At 55.9% G+C, this 13,299-nt stretch carries 12 protein-coding genes; 6 read left to right on the top strand and 6 right to left on the bottom strand.

Annotation, left to right across the window (positions count from 1 at the left end; genetic code table 11):
• Nucleotides 1–129: 129 nt before the first annotated feature.
• The 3 genes from CLV58_RS19075 to CLV58_RS19065 all read right to left on the bottom strand — a co-directional run bounded on the left by CLV58_RS19075 (nt 130) and on the right by CLV58_RS19065 (nt 2,974).
• Complete coding sequence (locus tag CLV58_RS19075; protein ID WP_106139421.1) at nt 130–1,446, bottom strand: PQQ-dependent sugar dehydrogenase; 1,317 nt, start codon at nt 1,444–1,446, stop codon at nt 130–132.
• Nucleotides 1,447–1,533: 87 nt separating this feature from the next.
• Nucleotides 1,534–1,965 (bottom strand): GNAT family N-acetyltransferase, encoded by a 432-nt coding sequence (locus tag CLV58_RS19070; protein WP_106139420.1) that lies wholly within the window; start codon nt 1,963–1,965, stop codon nt 1,534–1,536.
• A gap of 64 nt (nt 1,966–2,029) precedes the next feature.
• Entirely contained in the window at nt 2,030–2,974 is a 945-nt protein-coding gene (locus CLV58_RS19065; protein WP_106139419.1) for a threonine ammonia-lyase, read from the bottom strand.
• 150 nt (nt 2,975–3,124) lie between these two features.
• Between CLV58_RS19065 and CLV58_RS19060 the strand changes: the two genes are divergently transcribed.
• Both CLV58_RS19060 and CLV58_RS19055 read left to right on the top strand, forming a co-directional pair.
• A complete protein-coding gene (locus CLV58_RS19060; RefSeq protein WP_106139418.1) occupies nt 3,125–4,060 on the top strand; it encodes a sugar phosphate isomerase/epimerase family protein in 936 nt (311 codons plus the stop codon).
• A gap of 121 nt (nt 4,061–4,181) precedes the next feature.
• Nucleotides 4,182–5,792: an aldehyde dehydrogenase (NADP(+)) gene (locus CLV58_RS19055; RefSeq protein WP_106139417.1), complete on the top strand. Its 1,611-nt coding sequence runs from the start codon at nt 4,182–4,184 to the stop codon at nt 5,790–5,792.
• A gap of 222 nt (nt 5,793–6,014) precedes the next feature.
• On the opposite strand, the gene CLV58_RS19050 is transcribed toward CLV58_RS19055, so the two are convergent.
• The 3 genes from CLV58_RS19050 to CLV58_RS19040 form a co-directional block, all read right to left on the bottom strand.
• Nucleotides 6,015–6,716 (bottom strand): SDR family NAD(P)-dependent oxidoreductase, encoded by a 702-nt coding sequence (locus CLV58_RS19050; protein ID WP_106139416.1) that lies wholly within the window; start codon nt 6,714–6,716, stop codon nt 6,015–6,017.
• 165 nt (nt 6,717–6,881) lie between these two features.
• Nucleotides 6,882–7,625, bottom strand: a complete 744-nt coding sequence (gene folE / locus CLV58_RS19045) for a GTP cyclohydrolase I FolE (RefSeq protein ID WP_106139415.1) — start codon at nt 7,623–7,625, stop codon at nt 6,882–6,884.
• Entirely contained in the window at nt 7,588–7,998 is a 411-nt protein-coding gene (locus CLV58_RS19040; protein WP_106139426.1) for a 6-pyruvoyl trahydropterin synthase family protein, read from the bottom strand. The genes folE and CLV58_RS19040 overlap by 38 nt, the downstream gene beginning before the upstream one ends.
• Nucleotides 7,999–8,342: 344 nt before the next feature.
• On the opposite strand from CLV58_RS19040, the gene CLV58_RS19035 reads away from it, so the two are divergent.
• The 4 genes from CLV58_RS19035 to gluP all read left to right on the top strand — a co-directional run bounded on the left by CLV58_RS19035 (nt 8,343) and on the right by gluP (nt 13,298).
• On the top strand, nt 8,343–9,464 hold the full coding sequence (locus tag CLV58_RS19035) for an MBL fold metallo-hydrolase (RefSeq protein WP_245882384.1): 1,122 nt from the start codon (nt 8,343–8,345) through the stop codon (nt 9,462–9,464).
• Between the two features lie 239 nt (nt 9,465–9,703).
• Entirely contained in the window at nt 9,704–10,549 is an 846-nt protein-coding gene (locus CLV58_RS19030) for a hypothetical protein (protein ID WP_106139413.1), read from the top strand.
• A 69-nt stretch (nt 10,550–10,618) separates the two neighbouring features.
• A complete protein-coding gene (locus tag CLV58_RS19025; RefSeq protein ID WP_106139412.1) occupies nt 10,619–11,977 on the top strand; it encodes a Gfo/Idh/MocA family protein in 1,359 nt (452 codons plus the stop codon).
• A gap of 97 nt (nt 11,978–12,074) precedes the next feature.
• On the top strand, nt 12,075–13,298 hold the full coding sequence (gluP, locus tag CLV58_RS19020) for a glucose/galactose MFS transporter (protein WP_106139411.1): 1,224 nt from the start codon (nt 12,075–12,077) through the stop codon (nt 13,296–13,298).
• Nucleotide 13,299 lies beyond the last annotated feature (1 nt).

Here is a 13,299-nt window from a genome sequence, read left to right as displayed (position 1 = left end):
GCAAGATTCGTTCGGAGAAAGGGGTTTGGTTGCACGGATTGGGCCGCATGGCGGCAGGTCTTTACATTTTGGCGTTCTACTCTTGATTCACATTAAAAGGTTTTCAAAACCTTTTAGTTCTCCGTTGCCCTAGCCTTTTGCAGCTACACGCCAGATACGATTCGACGCGTCGTCAGCAACGAGCATGGCTCCATCGGGCAGCACCGTTACGCCTACCGGTCGCCCATGCACCTGTTTGTTGTCACCAACGATAAACCCTGTCAGGAAATCTTCCGGTGTACCGGGCTTACCATCCGTAAAGGGCACGAACACGACCTTGTAGCCCGACAGCGTCGAGCGGTTCCACGACCCATGCTGCCCGATAAACGCGCCATTCTTGTATTTAGCAGGGAATGCCGACTGATCGTAAAAAGCCAGCCCAAGTGAAGCCGTGTGTGAACCCAGCGGTACGTCAGGAACGACCGTCTTTTTCACCAGGTCGGGCCGTTCACCTTTCCGGCGCGGGTCGACGTTCGGTCCGAAATACGCGTAGGGCCAGCCGTAGAAAGCGCCCTCTTTAACGCTGGTCAGGTAGTCGGGCACTAGATCATCGCCCAGTTCGTCGCGCTCGTTGACAGCCGTATACAGCGTTTTCGTCGTGGGTTGCCAATCCATGCCGACCGGGTTACGCAAGCCGCTGGCAAACACACGTTCGCCCGTACCATCCGGATTGATTTCCAGAATATTAGCCCGACGAATTTCGTTGTCCATGCCGTGTTCACCGACGTTACTCCCCGACCCCACCGATACATAAATCTTCTTGTTGTCGGGGCTGGCCAGCAGGTTGCGCGTCCAGTGGTTGTTGTACCCGCCGGCGGGTAGCGACAGAATTTTCTTACCCTGTCCGGTCATTTTCGTCTGGCCCTCCTTGTACGGATACATCAGCAGTGCGTCGGTGTCGGCTACGTAGAATTTGTCGCCAATGACCAGCATCCCGAACGGTTGATTCAATCCGGTCAGGAATACCTCCCGCATATCTGGCTTACCATCTTTGTTCGTATCGCGGAACAACGTGATGCGGTTAGCACTCTTGCCCGACCGCTCCGACTTATCCCGGCCCGTAACCGCATTGATAACTTCTTTCTTGATACCCGTCCGCTCCGTATTCGCTTCAGCAACGAAAACATCACCATTGGGAGCCACGTACATCCAGCGCGGACTGACCAGATCACCCGCGTATTCGGTTACCGTGAAGCCAGCCGGTGCCTGCGGTGTTTTTCCGGCGGGCCAATCTACGACTTCGCTAAAATTTTTCGCCGATTCCGTCGCGTAGGGAGCCGGTAAGGCAATGGCGGTATCGGCCGTTTCGACCCGGCTGGCGGTGGTCCCCTCCGCTTTCTTTTTTTCGCTACAGGCTGCGAACGTAGCGACAAGCCCGGCCGCCAGCAAAAGACTTCGATTGTTCATAGTTTCGTTGTGCTAAACAGACCAGCGCGGTTTCACCGGTCCAGTCTACTCAACTAGCTATGCGCCCTTACGGTTATCGCAGATTAGTCAGGAATGCGCGCTCAGATCAACGGCATAGGCGGCATAGGGGATCGGCCCTTTGTAAAACACATCGCTGATGGGCTGCATCCCGAACCGGCGGTAAAAGTCGGCCGCGTCGAGCCGGGCATCGCACCAAAGCCGGGTTGCCTCCATCCGCAGAGCCTCCTTCCGTATGTGCTGCATCAGTTGCGAGCCTACACCCTTCCGCTGCCAGTCCGGGTGGGTGGCGAACTTGCGGAATCGCGCAACCAGCCTCCCGTCGTCGGGATACACGAAAAGGGAAATTACCGCAATCAACTCCTCACCTTCGAATGCGCCATAGTGATACCCCTCGTGGTCGTTGTCGACGCGCACGAACGCGTACGGTTTGTCAGGCCACAGCACCGCATGGCGCAGGGGGTAGGTTTGCTCAGGGGTTATTGTTTTTATTTTTAACATATTGGCAAGCAGACCAGTACACGTTGACGACTAACATGAGCAGGCCTATCAGATCGGTTTATCATCAAAACGGAAGTTTGCCGAGGTCGACATTGCCGCCGGTCAGGATGACACCTACTTTCTTACCGGCAAACTGATCGGGATAGCGTAGCACAACGGCTAGTGTTACGGCGCAGGACGGTTCGATAATAATCTTCATCCGCTCCCAGACCAACCGCATAGCCGCAATGATGTCCGCATCGGGTACGGTCAGAATCGCCGACACATGCTGGCGGATGTAGCCCAGTGTACGATCGCTCAACCGGGCCATCAGGCCATCGGCGATGGTGTCAATATAGGGGGCGCTTTCGACCTGTCCACTCTGGAATGACAGCACAGCATCAGCGGCTCCCTCCGGTTCGCAACCGATCACACGCGTTGTGGGCGACAGGAAGTGCGTTGCCAGGGCCGTACCGCTTAGTAGTCCGCCCCCACCAACGGGCGTCAGGATCAGGTCGAACGGGGGCTGTCCGAAGTCCGTAATTAACTCAGTAGCCGCCGTTGCCTGTCCGGCAATAACCCACTCATCGTCATAGGGATGGACCAGCACGGCACCCGTTTCATCGATAATGGTCTGTACCCCCGCTTCGCGGGCAGCCTGCGTGGGTTCGCACTCAATCACTTCAGCCCCATACCCCCGAACGGCATCTTTCTTGACCTGCGGGGCGGTGCGTGGCATGACGATGTACGCGGGCAGGCCGACCTGCCGGGCGGCATAGGCTACCGCCTGTGCATGGTTGCCGGACGAATGCGTCGCCACGGCTTTACCCGCCTTCGTATCAACCACCTGCAAGACCGCATTTAAGCCCCCCCGCGCCTTGAATGCACCGATCTTCTGGAAGTTTTCGCACTTAAAAAACAACGATGCACCGGTACGGTCATTCAGGGTTTGATTGGTCAGTACAGGCGTGTGGTGGATATGGGGGCGGATACGGTCGTGAGCAGCCCGAATGGTGTCGAGTGTAATCATAGCTGGTAGAAAAGTGACCAAAGTACGTATAAAACTGGCGCAATACGGCTTTCTGCTACCGGGTAGTTGGGGGATAGTACGGCGGTTTGTTTTTTCGCGGTGGAAAGCGGTCTTTTGTGGTCAGGACTTACTTCTTTTCCCCTTACCGACATGAACGTTACCCGACGTGGTTTTCTACAGACGACCGGCTCGCTGTCAGCACTCAGCCTGATGCCGCCGGTCCTCACCGACGCGCTTGCCGACGCAGCCCCCCGCAAACTGTTCTTCGACATCTCACTGGCCGAATGGTCGCTGCACAAGGCCCTGTTCGCCAAGAAAATCACCAATCTCGATTTCCCGGCCATCGCCCGTAAAGAATTCGATATCAGCATCATCGAGTTTGTCAATCAGTTCTTCAAAGATAAGGCGCAGGACAAAACGTACCTGAACGATCTGCTAACCCGCTGTAAGGACAACGGCGTGAAGAATCACCTGATTATGATCGATGGCGAGGGTAACCTCGGCGCGACCGATAAGGCTGAACTGACCAAAGCCATCGAAAACCACCACAAGTGGGTCGAGTGCGCCAAATACCTGGGCTGCAAAACGATTCGGGTCAACGCAGCGGGGTCGGGCACGGCCGAGGAAGTCAGCAAGGGCGCGATCGAAGGGCTGAGCAAACTGGGCGAATTTGCCGGTACGATGGGAATCAACGTTATCGTCGAAAACCACGGCGGCTACTCGTCAAACGGACAATGGCTGGCCAACGTCATGAAGCAGGTCAACCGCAAGAACGTCGGTACGCTGCCCGATTTCGGCAATTTCTGCCTGAAGCGCAATGCCGACCACAGCTGCGCCGACGAATACGACCGCTACACCGGCACGAAAGACCTGATGCCTTACGCCAAAGGGGTGTCGGCCAAGACATTCAACTTCGACGCCAGTGGCAACTGCGTCGAAACCGATTACCCGCGCATCATGAAAATCGTGAAAGACAGCGGTTTCCGGGGAACGGTTGGCATCGAGTACGAAGGCGACACGCTGGACGAATACGACGGTATTCGCAAAACCAAAGCCCTGCTCGAACGCGTCGGGCCGATGGTATAAACGGTATACGGTTTATAGTTCTCGGTATACGGTTCCTGCTGACTCGCACCAGAAGCCAGTATATCGTAACCGCTGTACACCGAGAACCGTATACCGACAATCGAAAACAACTTATTTCTTTATGCTTACTACACAGAATCAGCTCAACGTCAACTTCATCGGTCAGGAGGCCGTGGCAGGGGAAGGAATGCCGTTTTCGGCGTATGCACCTGCTACAAGTGAAGCGCTGGCCGAAGGGTTTACCAACGTCACGCCTGAGCAGGCCAATGCAGCGGTCGACAAAGCCGCAGCCGCCTTTAGCCCCTATGCACACCTGCATCCGCACAAACGCGCTGATTTCCTCGACGCGATTGCCAGCGAGATCGACGCGCTGGGCGATGAACTGATTGAACGGGCCGTCCTGGAAAGCGGTCTCCCAACCGCCCGCATTACGGGTGAACGGGGCCGTACGATGGGACAGATTCGTCTGTTTGCCAATCTGTTGCGCGAGGGTTCGTGGGTCGACGCCCGTATCAACCCCGCCCTGCCCGACCGGCAACCCCTGCCCCGCCCCGACCTGCGGCAGATGCTGATGCCACTCGGTCCGGTCGTCGTGTTTGGCGCAAGTAATTTCCCCCTTGCCTTTTCGGTCGCAGGTGGCGATACCGTGTCGGCGCTGGCAGCTGGCTGTCCAGTGGTGTTTAAAGCGCACCCCGCCCACCCCGGCACCTCGTCGCTGGTAGCGATGGCCATTACGACAGCCGCTCAGAAGACCGGCATGCCCGACGGTGTTTTCTCGCTGCTTCACGCAGATAACGAAGTCGCGCAGGCGCTGGTCGCCCATCCGGCGATCAAGGCCGTTGGTTTCACCGGTTCACGTCGGGGTGGTCTGGCGCTGCTGCGTGTCGCCCAGAACCGTCCGGAGCCCATTCCAGTCTACGCCGAAATGAGCGCCGTCAACCCGCTCGTCGTGCTGCCGGGCGCTATTGCTGATGAGACGGGTCCTGCATCTGCCACGACGGTAGCCGCCGGACTAGCCGGGTCGATTACGCTGGGCGTCGGGCAGTTTTGCACCAACCCTGGTCTCGTATTTTTGCTTACTTCGCCCAAAACCGAGCAGTTTCTGGGTACGCTGGCGGAGAAAATCCGGGCGTCGGCACCGGCGACGATGCTGACCGACGGTATCCGGCAGGCGTTCGAACAAGGTATCAATCATCTGGCACTGATGCCGGGCGTACAGCGCCGGGCTGAAAGCGACACCGATGCGCAGGCCAGTCAGAATCAGGGACGGCCAACGTTGCTGACGACCACAGCCTCGCAGTTTCTAAGCAATGCCGATCTGGGCGAAGAAGTATTCGGGCCGAGTTCGCTGGTCGTTGTGTGCGATACCGAAGCCGAGCTACGCGACTGTCTGAATCAGCTGGAAGGACAGCTGACGGCTACGATCTACGCGACAACGGCCGAGTTGAAACAGTCGTCGATCAACTGGATCGATCTTTTACAGGCCAAGGCCGGACGGGTACTTTTTGGCGGCTTCCCGACCGGCGTGGAAGTGTGCGAAGCCATGACCCACGGCGGACCGTTCCCGGCTACGACAGACGGCGGTCGGACCACCTCGGTCGGCACGGGGGCTATTCTGCGCTTCGTCCGGCCCATCTCGTACCAAAGCTTCCCCAACGAATTATTGCCACTCGCTCTGCAGAACGCCAACCCACTCGGCATTCGGCGCATGGTCGACGGCAAGCCGGAGTAAGCTGATTCGTACCACAAAAGAAAAGGGGCTTCCGTTGCTGGAAGCCCCTTTTCTTTTGTGATTGTTTAATGTGATTTGTTGGTAAAGTTTTCTATCATCCCAACGACAGGAGGAATCTTCGGTAGTAGGTGAATAACCTCCTTTTGCCGAAGATCCTTCCTATTGTCGGGATGACAAAAAATAGCTGTAAAAGAACAATGGTCAATTCCCTACTGTACCTTCTTATTTCAAACTTCCCATCCCGCCGTCGACACCGATAACCTGCCCGGTTATCCAGCCCGCTTTGTCGTCGAGCAGGTAAGCGGCCATACTGGCAATGTCGTCGGGGGTGCCAACCCGGCTCAGCGGATGGCGTTTGTTGGCAGCGTCGCGCCGTTCGTCGGTACTGAGTAGGTTCTGCGCCAGTGGCGTATCCGTCAGTGAAGGAGCCACGGCGTTGACGCGAATCTTTAGTGGAGCAAACTCGGCAGCCAGCGATTTCGTCAGTCCCTCGACGGCCGATTTGGCCACCGATACCGACGAATGCAGGCCCATACCCAATTTGGCAGCTACCGTGCTGAATAGTACGACGCTGGCTCCTTTCGCTGATTTGAGCGCCGTGAGCGAGGTATGAATGGCCGCGATGGCCCCCAGCACATTGATTTCCAGGTCAGACCGGTAGTCGGCGGGTTCGAGTCGCTGAAACGGTTTGAGGTTAATGGTACCGGGGCAGTAGACGAGTCCATGCAGCGTATCGGGCAGACTGGTCAGGGCGTCCGTAGCCGCCGTCTGGCTGACATCCCAGGTCATGTGTGTCGACTCGATGCCCTCGGGCTGTTGCCGGCCGGCCGTAAAAAGGGTTGCTCCGGCAGCCTGTAGCTGCTGGGCCAATGCGTGGCCGATGCCTGAGCTGGCACCGACGATAAGTATGTTTTTACCGTTCATTACGCTGACGTTTTTAGCGATAAAAACATTGTGTGCACCAAAAGTTTTAAAGTCGTAACGTTGCAGGGTTGTAAAGTTACTGGCGCGTCAGCCCATCCGGCCGGTAACGCGTGCGATAGCAACTTTACAACCCTGCAACGTTACGACTCCACAACTCCCAAAGAACTACCCTATATACCGCAGTAGTTCCTGCCGGGTTGCGTCGTCAGCAAACTTGCCACTATACGACGACGTAATCGTGGATGAATTGATATCCTGCACCCCCCGGGTCGACACACACAGGTGTTTGGCGTCGATAAGCACGGCTACGTCGTCGGTTTCCAGTACGCGCTTCAGCTCGTCAGCGATCTGCATCGTGAGTCGTTCCTGTACCTGAGGCCGTTTGCAGTAGTATTCGACAATCCGGTTCAGCTTCGACAGACCGATCACTTTACCGCTGGAGATATACGCCACGTGCGCTTTGCCCAGAATCGGTACGAAATGATGCTCGCAGTAGGTTTGCACCGTAATGTCTTTCTCGACCAGCATTTCGTTGTACCGAAACTTGTTGTCGAACAGCGTTGGGGCCGGTTTATTATCGGGATTGAGTCCCCGGAAGATTTCCTTCACGTACATCTTGGCCACGCGCCGGGGAGAGCCTTTCAGACTATCATCGGTCAGGTCGAGCCCCAGAATGTTCATGATCTCCCGGAAATGTTCTTCGATCAGGTCGATTTTGGTATCGTCGTCCAGGGCGAACGCATCGGGACGCATGGGCGTATCGAGGGCAGCCGCACCGTGAACATCGCCGATTTCGTCGGCCAGCAGCTGATCGGCAGGCTGACCGTTATAGTCTGGCGCGTCGCGGTACAGCCCATCACGATGGACGCCGTTACGCGGGGTATTCGACGAAGTTCCGTTCGGTTTCATACAGTTTGATGGAGAGGTCTAATGTCTCCGGTAAATGGCTTCGTAGCCGGTTGTAAATAACGATGGCGATGTTTTCGGCGGACGGATTCAGATCAGCAAACTCGGCCGTGTCGAGATTCAGGTTTTTGTGGTCGAAGCGATCAGTCACCTGCGCTTTAATCAGGTCACCCAATACCTTCATATCCAGCACGTAACCCGTTTCGGCGTCGATCGGCCCAACTACCCGCACGATCAGTTCGTAGTTGTGACCGTGGTAGTTGGGGTTATTGCATTTCCCGTATACCCGCGTGTTTTTCTCGTCGGACCAATTGGGATTGTGCAGGCGATGGGCTGCGTTGAAATGCTCTTTTCGAAATACCGCCACGCGGGGCATTTCGGCGCGGACGGTAGCCGCCTGGGGAGCATCCACGGTGGTGTTATCCACGGGAGGAGCGTCGGTCATAATCAATACGTCAATTTCTGTCATACAACCGACTGTCCGCGCAAAGGTTGTGCACTACACAATCGCCTGCCGGGGTATGTAGCACGGAATACCCCTTGTATTGTCAACTCAACCGCAACAGATTGTTGACGGCTTCGGTTCGCGCCCCGGCTGTCGGACGGACGACGGGTCGGTATATTAGGGTAACGCCCGGTATAACCCATCGGTTCCGGCTGAACCCGGAACCGATGGCGTTTCAGACCAGTTAGTCGGTCATGTCCTCATTCCGCCGATTCATGCTTACCATCGTCATCATTCTGGCTGTTCTGGCTCTAGCGGCCTTTCTTTTCATCAACTCGGCGCCGTTTGGCAGTAATCCTTCTGGCGACCGGCTCGCCCGCATCAAACGCTCACCGCAGTACCGGGCGGGTTCGTTCCAGAACATCGAACCCACCGACGTCATGCGTAAGGATGCGTCGATGCTGGATATGGCCCGCGACTTTTTCGACAAGCCCGCCGATAACGTTCCGCCCCGCCCGCTCCCGACCGTTCGTACCGATCTAAGCGCACTGCCCGACAGTACGCCCACCGTCGTCTGGTTTGGTCATTCGTCCTACCTCATCAAGTCGAACGGCACAACGATTCTGGTCGATCCGGTTTTTAGCGGCTACACGGCCCCGGTCTCGTTTTTCAGCAAAGCGTTCCCCGGTACGAACGTCTACAGCGCCGACGACATGCCACCGATTGACCTGCTGATTCTGACCCACGACCACTACGACCACCTCGATGCCGTAACGATACCGAAGTTGTTACCCAAGGTAAAGAAAGTTTACACGGGACTTGGCGTGGGGGCTCACCTCGAACGATGGGGATATACCCCCGAGCAGATTGTGGAGTTGGACTGGTGGGAAAGTAATACTATCAGCGACAGTATTCGCCTGACGGCGACACCCGCGCGCCACTTTTCGGGACGGGGTCTGACCCGTGGCAACACCCTTTGGTCATCTTTCGCACTGGACCTGAACGGCTACCGGCTATTTATCGGTGGCGACTCGGGCTACGACAGGCAGTTCAAGATCATCGGCGAGAAATTCGGCCCGTTCGATTTAGCCATGCTTGAATGCGGGCAGTACGGCAAAGACTGGCCGAACATCCACATGTTTCCCGAGCAAACCGCCCAGGCCGCGCACGACCTGAACACCAAGCTGCTATTACCCGTACACTGGGGCAAATTTGCGCTGTCGATTCATGCCTGGGATGAACCTATCAATCGACTGGAAGCGCAGATTGCCAAAACACCCTTGCCACTCGTGACCCCACAAATCGGCGAACCGTTCAGCCTGGGTGGCACCTACCCGCGCCGGGCGTGGTGGCGCCAGCCGAACCAACCCATCCCCTCCCCATCAGTAGCGGATTAATTTCCGTACGCACATGACAATGCCCACCGCTTCCGGTGGGCATTGTCATTACTAGACTATACGGGTGTGGATAGAAGTTGCCACAAAGCAGCCCTATTTTTATCTGCTGGCAGCTTTACAAAAATACTCCCCCCCCAGAATGTACCTCTTTCCCATTTCTCGTTTACCTTACCGCTGCTTTACGTTTCTGCTTCAGTTGCTTTCTGTCCATTACCGTTATCTTACCGTTTTTTCACTGTATGGAAAATGCGCTACAAACACCTACTGATCCTGATATAATTGCCCTTCGCGAGGATATAAAGCGTACATACCATGCTTATACTACGCGTGACCACGACCGATTTCCCCAATTCGATTACAATACTAACCGCGCCAACTATGAACCGCTTCGGTCTTCTTTCGAAGAAGAGTTTTACGTAATCCGGGGGCTAGACCGGACAAACACGACTATCCATATTCCCAGCACAAATACATTAGCCCTGCTCTTCACAGATAGCACGTACGTGCCGGGCCGAAAAATTCTGAACACATGCCGATCGTATGCCCACGGACGGCCTATTCCGACCGGCGATGAGTCAGCACCGTATCCGGCAAAACACACTGGTCGTAATCGGGTCTGGTGGTACATCGTTATCGGCATGTTCACACTGATTGCGGTCGCCGGTAGCTACACAATGCTGCATCAGACACCTGCCAGGATAGCGCCGAGTAAGCTGACAATTTCGTACCCGTTGCACGGACAGACCGTTCCCCGACGTCCGTTTGTAGCGGGCCGTGTAGCGAATGCCGATACGGTCTGGGTCGTCGTTCGTCCGGTGACACTGGGGGGCAAATGCTACGTGCAACCACCCATCCCGGTGAAGAAAGACGGAACCTGGCGTGGTCAGGTATTTATTGGTGGTCTCGATCCACTGAACATTGGACAGGCATTCGAAATCCGCGCGTTCGTAAATCCACCCAGCGTATACCGGGCCATCGAAGAAGAAGAACGGGATGTCTTCAACGAATGGCCCAACGACGCCGAATTGGCAACACACTCTACCGTTGTGATCAGAGGACCTGAGCTGGAAAAACCAGCGAAATAAGGCTATATTGCTGCGTCTTGTTTTACGCGTGCACACCCGGATTCACCAAACCTTACTTATCGCTTCGTTATGAATCAGCCAACCCGTCGCGAGTTTATCAAAACCACCGCCCTGACCGGTGCCGCAGCTACGGTTTTCCCGACATTCCTTACCGGCGCGAAAGCACCGAAAGCTACGGTACGACTTGGTTTTATCGGCGTCGGCCTTCGGGGGCGAAACCATGTGCAACAGGCGCTCTTCCGCGACGACGTCGTTATCCCGGCGATCTGCGACCTTGACCCGGCCAGTATTGCCGCGACCAATGAGCTGATCAAAAAAGCCGGTCGACCATTACCGGAAGCCTACAGTAAGGGCGACAAAGCCTTCGAGCAGATGCTGAAACGCGACGATCTGGATGGCGTCGTAATTGCCACGCCCTGGGAATGGCACGTACCGATGGCCGTGGCGACGATGAAAGCGGGGAAATACGCTGCGGTGGAAGTGTCGGCGACCGTGACACTCCAGGAGTCCTGGGATCTGGTCAACGCATCGGAAAAGACGGGTATGCCCTGCATGATGCTGGAAAACGTTTGCTACCGGCGCGACGTACTGGCCGTGCTGAACATGGTCCGGCAGGGGCTGTTCGGCGAAATGACCTACGCCCACTGTGGCTATCAGCACGACCTGCGCAACATTAAATTCAACGACGGCAAGGGCCACGGCGTCGGCGCAGAATTCGGCGCGAAAGGCTATTCGGAAGCCCGCTGGCGCACGCAACACTCGGTCGACCGCAACGGCGACCTCTACCCCACGCACGGACTGGGACCGGTCGCGCACTGGCTCAACATCAACCGGGGCAATCAGTTTGTGCGGCTGACAAGCATGGCCACCAAAAGTCGGGGGCTGCACAAGTACGTCGTCGATCATGGTGGCGAAAATCATCCGAACGCCAAAGTCAATTTCAAGCTCGGCGACGTCGTTACGACAATGATCGAATGTGCCAACGGGGAAAACATCGTCATCATTCACGACACCAATTCGCCCCGCCCCTACTCGCTGGGCTTCCGGGCGCAGGGTACGCAGGGCATCTGGATGGACGACAATGACATGATCTATCTGGAAGGCATCACCCCGAAAGCCCATACGTGGGAGCCGTTTGCGGCTTACCAGGATAAGTACGATCACCCGCTTTGGAAACGGCATGCCCAAACGGCTGAACATAGCGGACACGGTGGTATTGATTTTTTCGTGTTGCGCGGCTTTATCGAGGCCGTAAAAGCCAAAGGACCCGTTCCTATCGACGTGTACGATGCAGCCGCCTGGAGCGCCATCAGCCCCCTGTCGGAGCAAAGTATCGCCGGGGGCAGTAAAGCCGTCGACATTCCTGACTTTACCCGGGGAAAGTGGAAAAGTAACAAACCCATTTTTGCGCTGAACGATGCTTTCTGACGGCCGATTTGCAGGAATGCGACAGATTTGGCTTATTTGTAAAATAATTTAAAAATATTCTTCTGCTCAGCTTAGCTGCCCATCCCGTTACTCCTGCATGACACCCACGGCTCCTCCCCCTAAAACCAGTTCGTACATCGGTCCGCTGCTAATTATAGCGGCTCTGTTTTCCATATTTGGTTTTCTTACCTGGCTCAACAGCGTACTCATTGCCTTTTTCAAGGAAGCGTTTAGCCTAAGTACAGTCGGCTCGAACCTGGTTGCATTCGCCTTCTTTATTTCGTACACGCTAATGGCAATTCCGTCATCGGCCGTACTCAAGCGGACGGGCTTCAAGAACGGGATGTCGCTGGGGCTGATTGTCATGGCTGTGGGAACGCTGATCTTTGTACCAGCAGCCAAAGCCGTATCCTACCCGCTGTTTCTGTTGGGTCTGTTTCTGATCGGCATCGGCATGACGGTTCTCCAGACGGCATCCAATCCATACGCGACGATTATCGGACCTCGTGAGAGCGCAGCGCAACGGATCAGCTTCCTGGGTATTGCCAACAAACTGGCGGGCATTGGCAGTCAGCTTATCTTCGGCCATTTGCTGCTGTCGGGGAGTGAAAACTTAACGGGTGCGGAGTCACTGGCCCGGTTAGTTACCCCGTATTTGTTTCTGACGGGCGTGCTCGTTGCCGTTGCCGTTCTAATTCGCTTCTCAAACCTGCCCGAAGTATCGGAAGAACAGAACGACACACCGAATGACGTAGCCACGCACGACAGTGTCTGGCAGTTTCCTAACCTTGTGCTGGGCGTACTGGCGCTATTTTGCTACGTGGGTGCCGAGGTTATCGCCGGCGATACGATCATCAACTATGGCAAAGCCTTAGGTTTCGACAATGCTGAAGCTAAGTATTTCACGACCTACACACTCTATGGCCTGCTGGCGGGTTATCTGTTGGGTATTTTCCTGATTCCGCGTTACGTTTCGCAGCAAACAGCCCTGCGCTTCGGCGCTGCTTACGGTCTGGTACTAACGACAGCCACCCTGTTGACCAGTGGTTTTACATCAGTATTGTGCGTGGCACTGCTCGGCTTCGGTCTGGCGCCGATCTGGCCTGCCCTGTGGCCGCTGGCCCTGAACCGGCTGGGTCGTTTCACCAAAATTGGGTCTGCCCTGCTTATCATGGGTATCTCCGGTGGTGCGCTCCTGCCGCTGGTTCACGGCTACCTGACCGATACCTATAGCCCACAAATCGCTTACGCTATGTTGCTTCCCCTGTTCGGCTTCATTCTGTACTACGCCGTATCGGGTCACAAGCGCAATAGCTGGTAGT

Origin of the sequence: Spirosoma oryzae (assembly GCF_003002825.1) — a bacterium.
Lineage (GTDB): Bacteria > Bacteroidota > Bacteroidia > Cytophagales > Spirosomataceae > Spirosoma > Spirosoma oryzae.
This window is presented reverse-complemented; position numbering and strand designations above follow the sequence as displayed.

Coding starts and splice junctions, on each gene's coding strand:
- CLV58_RS19075 (WP_106139421.1), bottom strand. CDS start 1,446: ATGAACAATCGAAGTCTTTTGCTGGCGGCCGGGCTTGTCGCTACGTTC.
- CLV58_RS19040 (WP_106139426.1), bottom strand. CDS start 7,998: ATGCCCCGCGTGGCGGTATTTCGAAAAGAGCATTTCAACGCAGCCCAT.
- CLV58_RS19065 (WP_106139419.1), bottom strand. CDS start 2,974: ATGATTACACTCGACACCATTCGGGCTGCTCACGACCGTATCCGCCCC.
- CLV58_RS19050 (WP_106139416.1), bottom strand. CDS start 6,716: ATGAACGGTAAAAACATACTTATCGTCGGTGCCAGCTCAGGCATCGGC.
- gluP (WP_106139411.1), top strand. CDS start 12,075: ATGACACCCACGGCTCCTCCCCCTAAAACCAGTTCGTACATCGGTCCG.
- CLV58_RS19025 (WP_106139412.1), top strand. CDS start 10,619: ATGAATCAGCCAACCCGTCGCGAGTTTATCAAAACCACCGCCCTGACC.
- CLV58_RS19030 (WP_106139413.1), top strand. CDS start 9,704: ATGGAAAATGCGCTACAAACACCTACTGATCCTGATATAATTGCCCTT.
- CLV58_RS19035 (WP_245882384.1), top strand. CDS start 8,343: ATGCTTACCATCGTCATCATTCTGGCTGTTCTGGCTCTAGCGGCCTTT.
- CLV58_RS19055 (WP_106139417.1), top strand. CDS start 4,182: ATGCTTACTACACAGAATCAGCTCAACGTCAACTTCATCGGTCAGGAG.
- CLV58_RS19060 (WP_106139418.1), top strand. CDS start 3,125: ATGAACGTTACCCGACGTGGTTTTCTACAGACGACCGGCTCGCTGTCA.
- CLV58_RS19070 (WP_106139420.1), bottom strand. CDS start 1,965: ATGTTAAAAATAAAAACAATAACCCCTGAGCAAACCTACCCCCTGCGC.
- folE (WP_106139415.1), bottom strand. CDS start 7,625: ATGAAACCGAACGGAACTTCGTCGAATACCCCGCGTAACGGCGTCCAT.